The 16,920-nt window shown below is 72.4% G+C and carries 15 protein-coding genes and 1 riboswitch; of the genes, 4 read left to right on the top strand and 11 right to left on the bottom strand.

Features of this window, described 5'->3' with window-relative positions:
- Positions 1-297: 297 nt before the first annotated feature.
- On the bottom strand, positions 298-963 hold the full coding sequence (locus tag ACFYNU_RS26765; RefSeq protein ID WP_356595465.1) for an SCO2322 family protein: 666 nt from the start codon (positions 961-963) through the stop codon (positions 298-300).
- A complete protein-coding gene (locus ACFYNU_RS26760; RefSeq protein ID WP_356595561.1) occupies positions 960-2,231 on the bottom strand; it encodes a prenyltransferase/squalene oxidase repeat-containing protein in 1,272 nt (423 codons plus the stop codon). Before ACFYNU_RS26760 ends, ACFYNU_RS26765 begins: the two co-directional genes overlap by 4 nt.
- Before the next feature lie 146 nt (positions 2,232-2,377).
- Positions 2,378-2,450: riboswitch (cobalamin riboswitch) on the bottom strand.
- A gap of 376 nt (positions 2,451-2,826) precedes the next feature.
- Between ACFYNU_RS26760 and ACFYNU_RS26755 the strand changes: the two genes are divergently transcribed.
- From ACFYNU_RS26755 to ACFYNU_RS26745, 3 genes are all read left to right on the top strand, one after another.
- Positions 2,827-4,143 (top strand): glycosyltransferase family 4 protein, encoded by a 1,317-nt coding sequence (locus tag ACFYNU_RS26755; RefSeq protein ID WP_356595463.1) that lies wholly within the window; start codon positions 2,827-2,829, stop codon positions 4,141-4,143.
- Between the two features lie 92 nt (positions 4,144-4,235).
- Positions 4,236-4,970 carry a class I SAM-dependent methyltransferase gene (locus tag ACFYNU_RS26750; RefSeq protein ID WP_356595461.1) on the top strand — a complete coding sequence of 245 codons (735 nt, stop codon included), beginning with the start codon at positions 4,236-4,238 and terminating at the stop codon, positions 4,968-4,970.
- Positions 4,971-4,972: 2 nt separating this feature from the next.
- Entirely contained in the window at positions 4,973-6,061 is a 1,089-nt protein-coding gene (locus ACFYNU_RS26745; protein ID WP_388767490.1) for a prenyltransferase/squalene oxidase repeat-containing protein, read from the top strand.
- A gap of 49 nt (positions 6,062-6,110) precedes the next feature.
- Here ACFYNU_RS26745 and ACFYNU_RS26740 read toward each other — a convergent pair whose 3' ends face one another.
- The 5 genes from ACFYNU_RS26740 to ACFYNU_RS26720 all read right to left on the bottom strand — a co-directional run bounded on the left by ACFYNU_RS26740 (position 6,111) and on the right by ACFYNU_RS26720 (position 11,328).
- Positions 6,111-6,404, bottom strand: coding sequence for a hypothetical protein (locus ACFYNU_RS26740; RefSeq protein WP_031231803.1), 294 nt, complete (start codon positions 6,402-6,404; stop codon positions 6,111-6,113).
- Between the two features lie 133 nt (positions 6,405-6,537).
- Positions 6,538-7,374 carry a hypothetical protein gene (locus ACFYNU_RS26735; protein ID WP_356595456.1) on the bottom strand — a complete coding sequence of 279 codons (837 nt, stop codon included), beginning with the start codon at positions 7,372-7,374 and terminating at the stop codon, positions 6,538-6,540.
- Positions 7,375-7,771: 397 nt separating this feature from the next.
- Positions 7,772-8,761 (bottom strand): N-acetylmuramoyl-L-alanine amidase, encoded by a 990-nt coding sequence (locus tag ACFYNU_RS26730; RefSeq protein WP_356595454.1) that lies wholly within the window; start codon positions 8,759-8,761, stop codon positions 7,772-7,774.
- A gap of 9 nt (positions 8,762-8,770) precedes the next feature.
- Entirely contained in the window at positions 8,771-9,460 is a 690-nt protein-coding gene (locus ACFYNU_RS26725) for a class I SAM-dependent methyltransferase (RefSeq protein ID WP_356595452.1), read from the bottom strand.
- A gap of 86 nt (positions 9,461-9,546) precedes the next feature.
- Positions 9,547-11,328, bottom strand: coding sequence for an MFS transporter (locus tag ACFYNU_RS26720; RefSeq protein ID WP_356595450.1), 1,782 nt, complete (start codon positions 11,326-11,328; stop codon positions 9,547-9,549).
- Positions 11,329-11,551: 223 nt separating this feature from the next.
- On the opposite strand from ACFYNU_RS26720, the gene ACFYNU_RS26715 reads away from it, so the two are divergent.
- Positions 11,552-13,072 carry an MFS transporter gene (locus ACFYNU_RS26715; RefSeq protein ID WP_356595448.1) on the top strand — a complete coding sequence of 507 codons (1,521 nt, stop codon included), beginning with the start codon at positions 11,552-11,554 and terminating at the stop codon, positions 13,070-13,072.
- Positions 13,073-13,105: 33 nt separating this feature from the next.
- Here ACFYNU_RS26715 and ACFYNU_RS26710 read toward each other — a convergent pair whose 3' ends face one another.
- Genes ACFYNU_RS26710 through ACFYNU_RS26695 form a run of 4 tightly spaced genes read right to left on the bottom strand, consistent with a single transcriptional unit; the run spans position 13,106 to position 16,690 of the window.
- Positions 13,106-13,711 carry a response regulator transcription factor gene (locus ACFYNU_RS26710; RefSeq protein WP_356595446.1) on the bottom strand — a complete coding sequence of 202 codons (606 nt, stop codon included), beginning with the start codon at positions 13,709-13,711 and terminating at the stop codon, positions 13,106-13,108.
- On the bottom strand, positions 13,708-15,051 hold the full coding sequence (locus ACFYNU_RS26705; protein ID WP_388767428.1) for a sensor histidine kinase: 1,344 nt from the start codon (positions 15,049-15,051) through the stop codon (positions 13,708-13,710). Before ACFYNU_RS26705 ends, ACFYNU_RS26710 begins: the two co-directional genes overlap by 4 nt.
- Entirely contained in the window at positions 15,048-15,773 is a 726-nt protein-coding gene (locus tag ACFYNU_RS26700) for an ABC transporter permease (protein WP_356595443.1), read from the bottom strand. Before ACFYNU_RS26700 ends, ACFYNU_RS26705 begins: the two co-directional genes overlap by 4 nt.
- Positions 15,773-16,690, bottom strand: a complete 918-nt coding sequence (locus ACFYNU_RS26695; RefSeq protein WP_356595441.1) for an ABC transporter ATP-binding protein — start codon at positions 16,688-16,690, stop codon at positions 15,773-15,775. Before ACFYNU_RS26695 ends, ACFYNU_RS26700 begins: the two co-directional genes overlap by 1 nt.
- Positions 16,691-16,920: the final 230 nt, after the last annotated feature.

Genomic DNA, 16,920 nt, shown 5'->3' with positions numbered 1-16,920 from the left:
CCGGTGTCGGTCTCGCGTTCGGGATGCGGGTTTTCGGCTGTGCTCGTGCCGGTCGGTACGTCCGGGGGCGTACCGGTGGGGTCGTTCGCGCCCGCGCGTGCTTCGGCGGAGGGCTTCGGTACGTGGCCGGTGTCGGTCTCGCGTTCGGGATGCGGGTTTCCGGGTGTGCTCGTGCCGGTCGGTACGTCCGGGGGCGTACCGGTGGGGTCGTTCGCGCCCGCGCGTGCTTCGGCGGGGCCGTCCGGAGCCGGGTCCGTGCCGGTCGACCCGCCCGGCCGGGGGGCTCCGGCCGGGCGGTCAGGCGCGGCGACGGCGGGCCTGCCAGAGGGCGGCCGTGGCCAGGGTGAGTACCGCCGCGGCTCCGGCGAGGATGCCCACCGACGGGGAGCCGCCGGTGTCCTCGTCGTCCTTCTTCTGGAGCGCGCCCGTGGCGCGGGACTCCGTGGGCGTCGGCCCTTCGGCCGCTATCTGTTCGCCGCACCCCGACTTCGGGTAGCCCGTGATCCCGCACAGCAGCGCGTCGCCGTTGTAGCGCAGCGGCTTCGCCACCGCCGCCAGCGCGTCCGCGCTCGTCGCCTCGGGAGCCACCCGCGCGCACGCGGCGAGCCGCGGGGGCGGCTTCTCGCCGGCCGGGGCGTCCGCCGCCGTGCCGGGGTCGACCACCACCGCCACCCGCTTGCTGCCGGACTTCGCGGGCGTGGACCCGCAGACCGCCGCGAAGTCCGGTGTCTCGCGGGGCTTCGCCGCGTCCTGGCTGTCCGCGCTGACCGCGAAGCGGAAGCCGTTGACCGTGCCGTCGGCGGGGCGGTCGACGGCCGGCCCCTGGGTGGCGTAGGTCCATGCCGCGCCGTCGTTCTCCCAGAACGACCAGTAGCGGTAGCCCGCCGCCTGGGCCGTCCCGGCGCCGGTGAACGCGGCCAGGAGGGCGAGGAGCGGGACCAGGAGGAAGGAGGCGCGCCTCATGACCGGCGCCGCTTCGCCCGCAGCACGAACAGCGTCCAGATCGCGCACGCGGCGACGAGCCCGACGGCGATCGTCCACAGGTTCCCGGACATGCTGCTCTTCTCCGCCTTCTGGTCCGCCAGCACCTTCTGCTGCTCGGCGGTCGTCAGCGGCTTCGGCCCGATCCACTTGGGCGTGGGACCCGTCGCGTTGAGGGCCTTGACCAGGTCGATGCCGTCGAACGTACGGGGGTCGGTGCCCGTCGTATGCGCGGCGAAGATCAACTGGGCGTACGCGGCGGGGCCGTTCTGCTTCGCCCAGGCGGCCGAGTTCTTCTCCAGCCACTTCATGGAGGTCTTCGCCTGGTCGCCGTAGCCCGCCGTCGTCAGCGCGACGATCGCGTCCGCCGTGTTGCCGTGGTCGGGCAGCGGCGCCGAGTCCTCGGCGCCGGGCATGGGCGGCTGGTCGAGATGGCCGGTCCTGGCGAGGGCCTTCACCAGATACGCGGCGCCGTTGCGCGCCGCGCGCTCCGGCGTGAGCGGGTGCAGGTCCAGGCAGTCGGGCGCCGGGCCGGGCTCGACGCCGGTGGTGACCATCCGCTTGCCGACCCCGCCGAGCAGACCGGCGGCCGTGGCATCGGCGTTGGGGAGCAGTTTGCCGGACTTGTCCGGCTGGTAGCCGAACGCGCCGCCGCCCTCCTTCGCGTCGCAGGGGATCGCGAAGCTGATCAGCGACTGGTACGGGGTCCGGCCCTCCGTCGACAGCCTCTTGCCCACCGGGGCGCCGCCCGCGGCCAGTGCTCCTATCACCAGCGCCGTGGAGTTGGCGTCGCTGGGCGCGCCCGCGCTGTAGCCCCAGCCGCCGTCCTTGTTCTGCGCGGAGGCGAGCCAGCTGATGCCGTTGTTCATGGCGTCGGGGTACTTGGTGAGGGCGGCCAGTGTCTGCACGGCGGCGGCCGTCGAGTTGGTGTCCACCACCGTCGTCGCGTCGCACGGCTTCGTGGCGTCGGGGCGGTACGCCGGGAAGGCGCCGCTGTCGCACTGCTGGCCCAGCAGCCAGTTGACCGCGGAGTCGGCGGGCATGACGTTCACGGCGCGCTGCGCCAGCATCGCGAGGGACTGGCGCCAGACGCCGTCGTAGGTCGGGTCCGTGGTGCCGTACATCCCGGCGGCGGGCGGACCGTCGGCCGCCGGGGCGGCGGAGGCCGTGGAGGGGGCGGCGGCCACGCACAGGACGGCGAATGCGGCGCACGCGGCTGCGCTGCGCGCCGCGCGGCGGCGAACGGTGATCATGGCGGGTGGAGCCTCTCCTGCGGGAATGCGGGAACGCGGGAACCGGGCAGGCACGCTCAGGCACCAGGCTCCGGCTCCGTATGCCTCGACGGTGCCGGCCACCGGCGGTTTCCGGTGGCGCGAGCCGGTCACGTCCGCGTCCGGGGTGTTCCGGCTCGCCGCCGGTGAGGGCGGCTCACGGTTGCGGGTCAGCGCCGGATTCGCACCGGCTTCCCCCCGTACGGGCATGATGACGACGCGCTCACTCTACCGGCCCCTTTTCGGCCGCCCCGGACACCGCCGCCCGTATCCCCGGCCCCGCCCGGATGTCGGGTTCGCCCCAAACGTCGGGCGGGGTGATCGCGGAGGCCGGGCGAGTGGCGGCCCGTGTTTGTTGACGCTCCGTCAGGAGATGCGTCCCGCCGCCGTGTCCGGCCGGGCCGCCACAGGCCCGTCGTGGCGCGAATCACCCGGTCCCGCCCCGCTGCCCGTCCTTACCTGCCGGTAGATTCGAGGTTCGCTGTGTGCTCCCGTCCACCCGGCGGGAACTTGTTCCGGATTGACGCGAGCGGTTACGCTCCGGCGAAAGTGAAGTGAGAAGTGAGGGCCGAGAGTGACCGCTGAGGCCATAGAGGCGGGTAGCCCCACGGGGCCCGCCGCCACCTCCGGCGCGCCGGACCGGCCGCTGCGTATCGCGCTCCTCACCTACAAGGGCAACCCCTTCTGCGGCGGCCAGGGCGTCTACGTACGACACCTCTCCCGCGAGCTGGCCCGCCTCGGGCACAGCGTCGAGGTCATCGGCGCCCAGCCCTACCCCGTGCTCGACGAAGGCGTCCCGCTCACCGAACTCGGCAGTCTCGACCTCTACCGGCAGCCCGACCCGTTCCGGACCCCGAAGCGCGGCGAGTACCGCGACTGGATCGACGCCCTCGAAGTCGCCACCATGTGGACCGGCGGCTTTCCCGAGCCGCTCACCTTCTCGCTGCGGGCCCGCCGTCATCTGGCCGCCCGCCGGGGCGAGTTCGACGTCGTGCACGACAACCAGACGCTCGGCTACGGGCTCCTCGGCGACCTCGGCGCCCCCCTGGTCACCACCATCCACCACCCCATCACCGTCGACCGGCGGTTGGAGATCGACGCCGCCGACGGGCGGCGCGCCCGTGCCTCCGTACGCCGCTGGTACGGCTTCACCCGTATGCAGAAGCGCGTCGCGCGCCGGCTGCCCGCCGTGGTCACCGTCTCCGGCAGCTCGAAGCAGGAGATCACCGACCATCTCGGCGTACGGCCCGAGCGCATCCGGGTCGTCCCCATCGGCGCCGACACGGGACTGTTCTCGCCGGACCCCGCCGTACCGGAGATACCGGGCCGGATCGTCACCACCTCCAGCGCCGACGTGCCGCTCAAGGGCCTGATCCATCTCGTCGAGGCGCTGGCCAAGCTCCGTACGGAGCAGCCGCGGGCGCATCTCGTCGTCGTCGGCAAGCGCGCCGAGGACGGGCCCGTCTACCGGGCCATCGAGAAGTACGGGCTCGGCGACGCCGTCCAGTTCGTCAAGGGCATCTCCGACGCCGAACTGGTCGACCTCGTGCGCGGCGCGCAGATCGCGTGCGTGCCGTCCCTGTACGAGGGGTTCTCGCTGCCCGCCGCCGAGGCCATGGCCACCGGCACCCCGCTGGTCGCCACCACCGGCGGCGCGATCCCCGAGGTCGCGGGGGCCGACGGCGAGACGTGTCTGGCCGTGCCGCCCGGCGACGCGGACGCGCTGGCCGGCGCGCTCAACAGACTGCTCCGTGACGGGGAGTTGCGCCGGCGGCTCGGCGCCGCCGGGCGTGAGCGGGTACTGAGCCGGTTCACCTGGGCGCGCGCCGCCGAGGGCACCGCCGAGCTGTACCGCGCGGCCGTCGCCGCCCGCGCGGGGGCGGCGCGCTGATCCCGTAACCCCTCTCCCGTACCGCCTTTCCCCCACTTCCCGACCTTCCGACCCCCCGACCTTCCGACCCCCGACCGCGAAAGCAGGAACTCGTGCTGACCGTGGACTTCTCCCGTTTCCCGCTCGCCGCAGGTGACCGGGTGCTCGATCTGGGGTGCGGCGCGGGCCGGCACGCCTTCGAGTGCTACCGGCGCGGCGCCCAGGTCGTGGCCCTCGACCGGAACGGTGCGGAGATCCGCGAAGTCGCCACCTGGTTCACCGCGATGAAGGAGGAGGGCGAGGCGCCACCGGGCGCCACCGCCACCGCGATGGAGGGGGACGCGCTGAACCTCCCCTTCCCCGACGAGTCCTTCGACGTCGTGATCATCTCCGAGGTCATGGAGCACATCCCCGACGACAAGGGCGTGCTCGCCGAGATGGTCCGTGTCCTGCGGCCCGGCGGCCGGATCGCCGTGACCGTGCCCCGGTACGGCCCCGAGAAGGTCTGCTGGACGCTCTCCGACGCGTACCACGAGGTGGAGGGCGGCCATATCCGGATCTACAAGGCCGACGAACTCCTCGGCCGGATGCGGGAGGCCGGACTCCGGCCGTACGGCACCCATCACGCGCACGCCCTGCACTCGCCGTACTGGTGGCTCAAGTGCGCCTTCGGCGTCGACAACGACCAGGCGCTGCCCGTTCGCGCGTACCACAAGCTGCTCGTCTGGGACATCATGAAGAAACCCTTCGCGACCCGCTTCGCCGAGCAACTGCTCAACCCCGTGGTCGGCAAGAGCTTCGTCGCCTACGCCACCAAGCCGCACCTGCCGACGGCGGAGGGCAAGTGACATTGCCCGGTCGCGGCCCCGACCGCACCGAACACCTCGTCCTGCCCGGTGTTCTGACGGCGGATCAGGCGGCGCGGACCGTCGAGGGCATCCTCGCCGTCCAGCGCCCCGACGGCGCCATCCCCTGGTTCCGTGGCCACCACCTCGACCCGTGGGACCACACCGAGGCCGCCATGGCGCTCGACGCGTCCGGCGAACACGAGGCGGCGGCGCGCGCGTACGAGTGGCTGGCCCGGCACCAGAACGAGGACGGGTCCTGGTACGCCGCCTACGACGACGGCGAGGCCGCCCGGCCCACCGACCTGAGCCGCGAGACCAACTTCTGCGCCTATCCGGCCGTCGGGGTCTGGCACCACTATCTCGCCACCGGTGACGAGGCGTTCCTGGACCGGATGTGGCCCGTCGTGTACTCCGCCGTCGAGTTCGTCCTGGCGCTCCAGCGGCCCGGCGGGCAGATCGGCTGGAAGCGCGAGGCCGACGGCACCGCCGTCGACGACGCGCTGCTGACCGGCAGTTCGTCCGTGCACCAGGCGCTGCGCTGCGCGCTCGCCATCGCCGAGGAACGCGAAGAGGCCCAGCCCGACTGGGAGCTGGCGGCCGGATCGCTGGCGCACGCGATCCGCGCACACCCCGAACGGTTCCTCGACAAGAGCCGCTACTCGATGGACTGGTACTACCCGGTCCTCGGCGGCGCGATGACCGGAGCGCAGGCGAAGTCCCGTATCGAGGAGGGCTGGGACCGCTTCGTCGTGCCCGGACTCGGCGTGCGCTGCGTGCTGCCCAACCCGTGGGTCACCGGTGGCGAGAGCTGTGAACTGGCCCTGGCGCTCTGGGTGGTGGGGGAGTCCGACCGGGCGCTGGAGGTGCTCCAGTCCATCGGGCATCTGCGCGCGGACGGCGGAATGTACTGGACGGGCTATGTCTTCGAGGGTGAGAAGGCCGTCTGGCCCGAGGAGTTGACGAGCTGGACGGCGGCCTCGCTGCTGCTGGCCGTGGCCGCGCTCGGGGGGGACGAGGCGACCACGGCGGTCTTCAGCGGTGAGAGGCTGCCGTCCGGACTTGAGCCGGACTGCTGCGAACGGGTGGGCTGACGGCGACCGGACGACCGACGTGATGTCTGACGTGGCGTCAGATGCGTTGTCAGATGCGGCGTAGTCGCCCGGCGAGTGCGTGGCCGATGAACAGGTAGACCACGGCCGCGAGACCGTAACCGCACACCACCCGTGCCCATGCCTCGTCGAAGGTGAACAGGTCGTAGGACCAGCCGGCGAGCCAACGTGCCGCGTCCTGGACGAAGTTCACCAGGTCGTTGGCGCGGTTGGCGTCCAACAGGTACATCAGAATCCACAGGCCCAAGATGAAGGCCATGACATCCGCGATCACTATGAGGATCGTGGCTGCTGCGCTGCTTCCACTGCGTTGACGTGAGGCCATGACGACCGTGTTGCCGCTTCGGCGCGGGTGAAACCCTTATCTGTCCCACATGCTGTTTCTGATACGCCGACGGCCCCCCGCCCGGCAGGGGCGAGGGGCCGCGATGGTGCGCTGCCGCGGGTGTGCGTGGCGGTCAGCCGCGCTGGATGCCAGTCGTGTCCTGGAGCAGACCGCGACGGCCGTCCTGCGTCTGGGCGACCAGACCCGGACCGCGCTGCTCGACGGCCAAGTACCAGGTACCGGGCGCGAGTTCCGCGATCGGGGACGGCGAGCCGTCCTCGCCGTACAGGGGACGGGCCACCGGCACGGCGAACCAGAACGGCTCGAAGTTCCCGGCCGGGCCGTCCTGCTTCGGGACCGGCGTGGGCGGCAGGGCGCCCGAGGGCTGACCCGGACCGGGCTGGCCCGGCTGCGGACCGCCGTACGACGGCTGAGGCTGACCCGGCTGGCCACCGTACGGCTGCTGCGGGGCGCCCGGGTAGCCGTAACCCTGGCCGGGGTGGCCCTGCTGGCCGTACGGCGAGGCGACCTGCGGCTTCGGGGCGCCCACGAGGGGCGCCTTGAGCGCGGGCACGAGCGGGGTGGCGAGGGCGCCACCGGCGAGCACGATGCTGGAGAGCAGGCCGAGGATCATCCCGGCGCCCGCGTTGTCCGAGTCGATGATGTTCCAGAACGAGGTCCACAGGGCGAAGATGGTCAGGGCGACACCGAACTGGCCGAGGTCGAGACCTGCCACCTTGCGGCCCGGCATGCCACGGCCCACGACGATCAGCGCGGCGCCGACGATGCCCGTGACGAACATGCTCATCACGAGGCCGAGAAAGTCCCAGGCGTTCGGGGAGTCGTAGCCCGAGCAGTCGACACCTGTCGGGCAGTCGACGCTGGACAGGCCGAGGAACGAGGCGATGAACAGCACCACCGCTGCTCCGATCACCACGCCATCGCCTCGTGTGAGGGAGCGGATGTTCACGTGAAAAGTCCTTCTTGGATCGTCTCGTCGGGGCGGTCGCCACCGGCGCGAGGGCGACGGTGCGAGGTGCGAAGCTCGGGGGCGGCTCCCTATCGTACGGATGAATCTACCGTCTGCCCGAGCGGGTCGTCTTCTCGGTTCCGGGCCGCCTCGTGAGAGGACAACGGCAAGCCCTCCAACGGTTGCGGGAGTGCGCGCCGAAAGAATCGATCGCGGTCTTTTCGTTGTGAATCCGTTGCCGTTTCCGGCTGTTCGGGCAGGCGCTCGGGCGGGTGTCCGGTCGGTTGCCCAGGCCGTTGCCCGGACCGTTGCCCAGGCCGTTGCTCGGGCGACTGTTCGGCCGATGTTCCGGAATCCTTACCGCCAGTTGTCGCCGTCCGGTGTTCCCCGTACGCCGTTAACGCGTGAGGAAACCGCTGATGCCGTCCGCCATTCCGCGCGCCGCCTTCTGGCGCCAGTCGGCGCTCGTCAGCAGGGCGATGTCCTTGGCGTCACGCATGTTGCCGCACTCGATGAAGACCTTGGGAACGGTCGACAGATTCAGTCCGCCGAGGTCGTCGCGCACATCAAGTCCGGTGCCGCCTCCGAGGTAATTGGAGGGAGCGCTTCCGGTCGCGCGTACGAAATTGCCCGCGACGCGTTCACCGAGATCGCGCGAGGGAGCCACGATCTTTGTGGTGTCCGCCCCGCCGGACTTCACCAGTGCCGGGAGGATGACATGGAAGCCGCGGTTGCCGACGCCCGAACCGTCCGCGTGGATGGAGATGACGGCGTCCGCCCCGGCCTTGTTGCCGATTTCCGCGCGCTCGTCCACACAAGGTCCCCACGGGCGGTCGTTCTCGTGTGTGAGTTTCACGGTCGCCCCCTCTTTACGGAGGAGAGTGCGGAGGCGCTGTGAAACATCGGCGGTGAATTCGGCCTCGGTGTAACCCGCGTTGCCCGAGGTGCCCGTGGTGTCGCATTCCTTGCGGTTGGTTCCGATGTCCACGAGCTTGTTGATCTCGGCGGTGTGCTGGAAGTTGCCCGGGTTGTGCCCGGGGTCGATGACGACGATCTTCCCCGCGAGCGGCCCCTCGCCCGGCGCGGGCCGCGCGTCCCCCGGAGCGCCGTCGTCGCCCGGCGAGGACTTCGACGAGGACGCCGACGGCGACTTCGACGAGGACGGCGAGCCGGACGGCCTCGGCTCGGGTCCGGAGGAGCCCGGCCGCTCGCCGGCGGTCGACGTGGCCGCGGCGTGGACGGTGCCCCCGTCGTCGGACCCGCCGGTGGACTGCCAGATCAGCCAGCCGGCGAAGGCGGCGGGCACCAGGGCGCCGATCGAGAGGATCAGCGTGCTGCGCGGGATCCGGCGGCGGGGGGCGGGGAAGTGGCTCTCGTCGTACGACACGCGGCGATGCTAGTGCGTGCGGGACGGAGCGTCAGGTTCCGGCGTCGGCAGGTCGCCCGTACGTCGCAGGACTCGCAGCGACTCGTGCGCCGACACCTCGGCGAACGCGCCGGACGCCAGCGCCCGCTGCCACACCCGGTACGGGGCCTGGCCGCCGTCCGCCGGGTCGGGGAACACGTCGTGGATCACCAGCAGCCCGCCCTCGGCGAGACGCGGTGCCCAGCCCTCGTAATCGCCGTTCGCGTGCTCGTCGGTGTGGCCGCCGTCGATGAACACCAGCCCCAGCCGGCCGCCCCACACGGCCGCGACCTGCGGGGAGCGGCCGACCAGCGCCACGACATGGTCCTCGAGACCGGCCGCGTGGAGCGTGCGGCGGAAGGACGGCAGGGTGTCCATCCGGCCGACCTCGGGGTCGACCACCGACGGGTCGTGATACTCCCAGCCGGGCTGCTGCTCCTCGCTGCCCCGGTGGTGGTCGACGGTCAGCGCGGTGACACCGGCGGCGCGGGCGGCGTCGGCGAGCAGGATCGTGGAACGGCCGCAGTACGTGCCGACTTCGAGCAGCGGCAGCCCGAGAGCGGCGGCCTCGGTGGCGGCGGCGTACAGCGCGAGACCCTCACCGGTCGGCATGAAGCCCTTGGCGGACTCGAAGGCCGCGAGGACCTCGGGGGCGGGGGCGGGGGCGGTCCCGGCGGTCATGCGTTCCTCCTGCTGGACGGTGCGGGTGCGGGTGCGGGGCGTGTGCGGCGTACGGGCCACGGTCGGCCATGTTTCCGTACGGCGTCCTACGACCGCACCGCTGCCCTGGGCGCCAGGACCAGGTCCACCTCCACCGCGACAGCGCCGCCGAGATATGTCACCGGATGCGCGTACGGGGCGTGGCCCGTGGCCGAGCCCGCCAGCACGTACCGGCCGGCCGCCGGGGCCGCGAGGGTGTATCTGCCCTCGTCGTCCGCCGTGGTGAGACCCGCCTGACGGCCGCCCGGGTCGATCAGCGTGACGTTCGCCCGCGAGACGGGAGCGCCGTCGGCGTCGAGCACCCGGCCGTGGAAACCCCGTACCTCGCGCGCGGCGGTGTCGCGTGCGGACACGCCGCCGTCCTCGCTGCTCGCCAGCAACTCGGTCCGGGCCGAGGCCCGCTGGGACGGCAGGAACGCCGCCAGCGCCAGACCGCCGAGCACGGCCGCGGTGGCGATCACGAACGAGATACGGAAGCCGTGCATGCTGGGCACCGCCGTGGGACCCGTACCGATCGCCGTACGCGCCAGCACCATCCCGATGACGGCGCTGGAGACCGACGTACCGATCGAACGCGCCAGCGTGTTAAGCCCGTTGGCCGCGCCGGTCTCCGTCGGGTCGACGGCACCGACGATCAGGGCGGGCAGCGACGAGTACGCGAGACCGATGCCCGCGCCGAGGATCACCGAGATCACCACGGTCTGCCAGGCGGCGCTCATCATGAGCAGGCCCGCGCCGTAACCGACCGCGATGACGGCCATGCCGATCATCAGAGAGATCTTCGGGCCGCGCCGCGCCGAGATCCGGGCGTAGACGGGGGCGACGAACATCATCGTCAGACCGAGCGGGGCGACGCACAGACCCGCGACCACCATCGACTGGCCGAGGCCGTAACCGGTGGAGGTGGGGAGCTGGAGCAGCTGCGGCAGGATCAGCGACACCGCGTAGAACGCGACGCCGACCATCACCGAGACGAGGTTGGTGAGCAGCACCTCACGGCGCGCGCTGGTGCGCAGGTCGACGAGCGGGGCCTTCAGCCGCAGCTCCATCCAGCCCCACAGGCCGAGGATCACGACGGCCGCGCCGAACAGACCGAGCGTCGTGGACGAGGTCCAGCCCCAGGTGCTGCCCTTGGTGACCGGCAGCAGCAGGGCGACGAGTCCCGCGGAGAGTCCGAGCGCGCCGAACCAGTCGAACCTGCCGCCGGCCCGTACCGAACTCTCCGGTACGACGAGGACGGTCAGCAGCATCGACAGCACACCGAGCCCGGCGGCGCCGAAGAACAGCGTGTGCCAGTCGGCGTGCTGGGCGACGAACGCGGCGGCGGGCAGGGCGAGTCCGCCTCCCACGCCGATCGACGAACTCATCAGCGCCATGGCCGAGCCGAGCTTCTCGCGGGGCAGCTCGTCGCGCATGATGCCGATGCCCAGCGGTATCGCGCCCATGGCGAAGCCCTGGAGGGCGCGACCGGCGATCATCACGGTCAGATCGTCGGTGAACGCGCAGATCAGCGAGCCGACGACCATGACGGCGAGACTCGCGAGCAGCATCCGGCGCTTGCCGTAGAGATCGCCGAGCCGCCCCATGATCGGGGTGGACACGGCACCGGCGAGGAGGGTCGCCGTGATGACCCACGTCGCGTTGTCGGGCGAGGTGCGGAGCAGCGCCGGCAGGTCCTTGATGATCGGGACGAGCAGGGTCTGCATCACGGCGACGGTGATGCCGGCGAACGCCAGCACGGGTACGACACCGCCGGTCCCCCGCTTACGCGGAACGGCCCCGGGGAGGGGGCCGGATCCGGCGTACTGGTCGGGTGTCGCTTCTGGCATAGGTGGAGCCTCCGGGCAGACGAAAGGTGTGCGAAGAGTGGGTGGGGGCCGGAAGGAAGATGCTTGAGGCCACTAACTAGCTGCAAGCTGAACGCTTACGGGCCGCGCCCCTATTCCTGCCCGGACCACTCGTCGGCCATGGGGCCTAGGCCCCCCGGTCAGGTGTTCTGTAGGCCGATATCCCGATGTACGGGGCAGGGGTGGGGGTGGAACTATTACCGCCATGGCTCACGTCCCGGCAGGCGCCGACCCCGAAACCGACCCCGAAACCGACACCGATCCCGACACCGATCCCCACAGTGCGACCGCTACCGCGACCGAGACCGACGGCGCGGGCAAGCGCGGCGGCGCCGGTGTGCGGTCGATCCGGACCCGTACGTGGGCCGTCATCCTCGCCGCGTGCGCCGGGCAGTTCCTCGTCGTACTCGACGTCTCGGTCGTGAACGTCGCCCTGCCGTCGATGCGCACCGACCTGGGCCTGAGCACCATCGGCCTCCAGTGGGTGCTCAACGCCTACTCGATCGCCTTCGCCGGTTTCATGCTCCTCGGCGGCCGGGCCGCCGACATCTTCGGGCGCAAACGGATGTTCCTCGCCGGGCTCGGTGTCTTCACCGCCGCCTCCCTCGCCGGCGGTCTCGCGCAGGAGGGCTGGCAACTGCTCGCCGCCCGTGGGGTGCAGGGGCTCGGCGCCGCCGTACTGGCTCCCGCGACCCTCACCATCCTGACCGCCGCCGTCCCCGCCGGACCGGCGCGGACCCGGGCCATAGCCACCTGGGCGGCCGTCGGCGCCGGCGGTGGCGCTGCGGGCGGGCTCGTCGGCGGGGTGCTGACCGACGCGCTGTCCTGGCGCTGGGTGCTGCTGATCAACGTGCCCGCCGGGGCGCTGGTCCTGCTCGCCGCCGTGCTGTGGCTGGCGGAGAGCCGGGCCGAGGAGGCGCGGCGCCGGCTGGACCTGCCGGGCGCCGTCCTGGTCACCGGCGGTCTCGCCGTCGTGGCGTACGGCATCGTGCAGACCGAGGAGGCGGGCTGGGGGGCCGCCGCGACGCTCGTGCCACTGATCGGCGGACTCGCGCTGCTCGCGGCGTTCCTGCTGGTGGAGGCGCGTACGAAGGCGCCGCTGATGCCGCTGAGACTCTTCCGGGTCCGGGCGGTGTCGGCGGCCAACGCGGGGATGCTGGTGACCGGTTCGGCGTCGTTCGCGATGTGGTTCTTCATGACCGTCTACGCCCAGAACGTCCTCGGCTACACACCCCTCGAAGCGGGCCTCGCGCTCATACCGAGTTCGCTGAGCGTGGTGCTCGGCTCCAAGCTGGCGCCGCTGCTGATGCGGCGGATCGGCGCCCGGCACGTCGCGGTCCTCGGCGCGCTCGTGGGCGCCGTCGGGTTCGGCTGGCAGTCGATGATGACCGCCGACGGCACGTTCCTCAGGACGATCCTGGGGCCCGGCATCCTGATGATGGCCGGCGCCGGGCTGGCCATGACACCGCTGGCCGCCCTCGCGACGGGGAGCGCGGCACCCGGCGAGGCCGGGCTCGTCTCCGGACTGGTGAACACCTCGCGGACCATGGGCGGGGCCGTCGGCCTCGCGGTCCTGTCGACGGTGGCGGCGGCGCGCACGTCCCACGGGACGGGGCCGGGCGCGCTCACCGAGGGGTACGCGCTGGCCTTCCGGACCGGCTCGGGACTGCTGCTGGTGGCGGCGGTGCTGATGTTCTTCTGGCTGCCGCGCCACTCGGACACCTAGGGACTTTCCGGATACGTCCTGGGGTGTGTCCGCTCAGAGCCAGCCCTGCTGACGGGCCGCCCGTACGGCCTCCATGCGGTTACGGGTGTGGGTCTTGCCGATCGCCGACGAGAGATAGTTCCGTACGGTCGACTCCGACAGACTCAGCCTCGCCGCGATGTCGGCGACGGTCGCCCCGTCCACGGAGGCGTTCAGCGCGTCCCGTTCGCGTGCGGTCAGCGGGCTCGGCCCGGCGCTCAGCGCGGCGGCGGCCAGCGCCGGATCGATGACGGTCTCGCCCGCCAGCACCCGCCGGATCGCCTCGGCCAGCTCCTCCACCGGCCCGTCCTTGACCAGGAACCCGGCCGCGCCCGCCTCCATGGCCCGGCGCAGATAGCCCGGCCTGCCGAAGGTGGTGAGGATCAGCACCCGGCAGTCGGGGACCTCGTCGCGCAGGTCGGCGGCGGCGTCGAGACCGCTGCGGCCGGGGAGTTCGATGTCGAGCAGTGCCACGTCGGGGCGCGCGGTGAGCGCGCTGGGGACGATGGCGTCCCCGGTGGCCACCTGGGCGACCACCTCCATGTCCTCCTCCATGCCGAGCAGGAGCGCGAGGGCGCCGCGCATCATGCCCTGGTCCTCCGCGAGAAGGACTCTGATCATGCCGGTCGCTCCGCTTCCGTGAGTGAGGACGGCGCCCCGGTGGGCGCGTCCGCCGTCGGATCCACCGGGAGGACGGCTGTCACCCGGAACCCGCCCCGTGCCGCCGGTCCCGCGTCGAGTGAGCCGCCCGCCGCGGCCAGCCGCTCGGTGAGGCCCCTGAGACCCGTACCCCTGCCACCCGTACCCCTGCCACCCGTACCCCTGCCGCCCGTACGCCCGCCGCCGGTGCCGTCGCCGAGTCGGTCGCCCGCGCCGTCACCCGCGCCGCCGTCCGAGCCGTCGGCCGGTCCAGAGCGTACGCCGCGACCGTCGTCCGTGATCACCAGCCGGACCTGTTCGGGCGCGCCGTCGACCGTGATCTCGCACCGGGCCGCCCCGCTGTGCCGTACGGCGTTGGTGACGGCCTCCCGTACGACCCAGCCCAGCAGCGCCTCCGTACGCGGCCCGAGCGGCGGCCCCGACTGCCGTACGACGGGCTCGATCCCGGCCGCGGTCAGCGCGGAGCGCGCCCGGTCCAGCTCGGTGGTCAGACTGCTGTCGCGGTAACCGGTCACGGCCTCGCGGATCTCCGTCAGCGCCTGCCGCCCGACCGATTCGATGTCGGTGATCTGCTCCAGCGCCGCGTCCATGTCGCGCGGCGCGAGCCGGCGCGCGGCCTCCGACTTCACCACGATCACCGACAGGGTGTGGCCGAGCAGGTCGTGCAGATCGCGCGAGAAACGCAGCCGCTCCTCCTCGACCGCCGAACGCGCCAGCTCCTGCCGGGTGTCACGCAGCTCCACGACCGTCTCGGACAGGGCCAGGATCGCCGCCGTGACCAGCATCGAGATGGCCGTGCCGTACGCGATGGTGACCGCGCCCCAGCCGTCGTGGAGCGCCGCGACGACCGCGACCGTCACCGTCAGCGGCGCGCCGACCAGGGCGAGGTGTCTGCCGCGCAGGACCGTGCCGCAGGCGAGCCCGAACAGCGGGAAGAACAGCAGCCAGCTGCCGCCGTAGGTGCCGCCGAGACCGAACGTCATCACGGCCATCCCCGCCAGCGACCACCAGGTGGCCGGACTGTTGCGCGCCCTCGGGTGGAAGGCCCGGAACACCACCCCGATGTAGAGGGAGTTGAAGACGAACAGACCGATGGCGCCGAACCAGGGGTTGGGGGTCTCGCCCTGGACCAGGTTGGAGAAGGAGCCGAGGCCCAGCAGCAGCCACGGCAGCATGGCGAAGCCGGAGGCCGGCCCCGGCCGTCGCCTGCGGGCCGCCTTCGTCCGCCGGCGTGCGGTCCTGGTCTCCTCGCGCCGTGCCTTCGTCCGCACGCGCCGGGCTTCGGTCGCCTCGTCGGTCATACCGTCCTCGCAGATTTCCGGTAGGACGTCACAGCGTACGAACCGAACACCGCCAGCCAGCCGAGGAGTACCGCGACCGTCGTGATCCCCGGTGCGTGGCCCTCGGTGGTGGCCCAGCCGAGCTCGGCGAAGCCATGCGCGGGCGTGTACTCGGCCACGGACCGCAGCCACCCCGGGAACGCCTCGATCGGGAACCAGAGCCCGCCGAGCACCGCGAGGCCCATCAGCGCGGCCACGTTGAACACTCCGGCGGTCTGCGCGGAGTGCCGGTAGCCGTTGCCGATCCCGAAGAGCGTGAACGGCAGTGTGCCCACCCACAGCAGCAGGACGAGCACCACCCACTGCCACCCGGCGAGCCGCACGCCGTTGGTCAGGGCGCCGGCCGTCAGCACCGCCAGGATCGCGGGCAGGACGGTCACCGAGCTGGTGACCGCGCGGCCGAGCACGACCTGACGGGGCCGCATGGGGGTGATGCGCAGCAGACGCAGCCAGCCGAGCGAACGGTCCTCGGCGATGCCCGTGCCGACGCTGACGGCGGCGCCGAGCGCGCCGTACGCGGCCATGCCGACCATGGCGGTCGTCTTCCAGCCGTCGGCGCCGTCGTCGGCGGCGCCGATGTTGGTGAAGAGCAGATACATCAGCACGGGCATCCCGGCGCTGAAGACGACGAACCCGGGGTCGCGCAGTGTGCGCCGTACTTCGAGCCTGATGTAGTGCGGCATCACACCGTCTCCTTCGTGTCGTGTTCGCCGGTCAGCGCCAGGAAGGCGTCCTCCAGCGTCGCGTGGGCGACCTCCAGGCCGCTGACCCTGCCGAGGCCGACCAGTGCCATGACGGTCGCGTCGGAGTTGTCCGTACGCAGCCGGGCCCGGTCGCCCCGTATCTCCACCGACACGACGCCCGGCAGCGTGCCGAGCCCTTCCGTGCCGCGACCCGCCAGATCGAAGGCGACGAGATGCCCGCCGACCGTGCGCTTGATGCGCTCGCCGCTGCCGTCGGCGACGATCCGGCCGCGGTCGATGACGACGATCCGGTCGGCGTTCCGGTCGGCCTCCTCCATGTAGTGCGTGGAGAACAGGACGGTGTTGCCCCGGCGCGCGTAGGCCCGCATCGACGCCCAGAACGCGCGCCTGGCCTCCACGTCGAGGGCCGCCGTCGGCTCGTCGAGGACGATCAGCTCGGGGCCGCCGGCGAGGGCGACGGCGAAGCGGACGCGCTGCCACTGGCCGCCGGAGAGCTTGTCGACGCGGCGGGCGGCGAGTTCGGTGAGTCCGGCGAGGCGCAGGGCCTCGGCGACGGGCAGCGGATGCGGATAGGTGCTCGCCACGAACGACACGAGTTCGCCCACCGTCGCGCGGCGGATCGGCCCGCCGTCCTGGAGCATCGCGCCGACCCGCCCCGACCGCACCGCGTGCTCGGGGGCGTCGCCGAAGAGCCGGACGCGCCCGCTGTCGGGCTCGTCGAGACCGAGCAGCAGATTGATGGTGGTGGACTTTCCCGCGCCGTTGCGGCCGAGGAGGGCGACGGTCTCGCCGCGCGCGATGTCCAGGTCGACGCCGTCCACCGCGCGTACGGGGCCGAAGGCCTTGACGGCTCTTTCGACGCTCACCGCGCGGTCGGTTGCTCTGGGCTGTGTCATGCCGACGACGCTACGGAGAGGGGGTGGGCCTCCGGCAGATGCGCATGTACGGACTCGGCCGGGACAAATGTCCTACGGATCTCCTACGGGCGGGGGGGGGGGGGGGGGGGGGGGGGGCGGGGCGCCCCCCCCGCGCCGCCCCCCCCGCGCCCCCCCCCCCCCCCCCCCCCCCCCCCCGCGCGGCGCCCCCCCCGCCCCCCCCCCCCCCCCCCCCCCCGGCGGGGGGGGCC

The organism is Streptomyces sp. NPDC006643, assembly GCF_042870175.1.
GTDB lineage: Bacteria > Actinomycetota > Actinomycetes > Streptomycetales > Streptomycetaceae > Streptomyces.
Note: the sequence above shows the minus strand (reverse complement) of the source record. Positions and strands in the feature narration are given on the sequence as shown.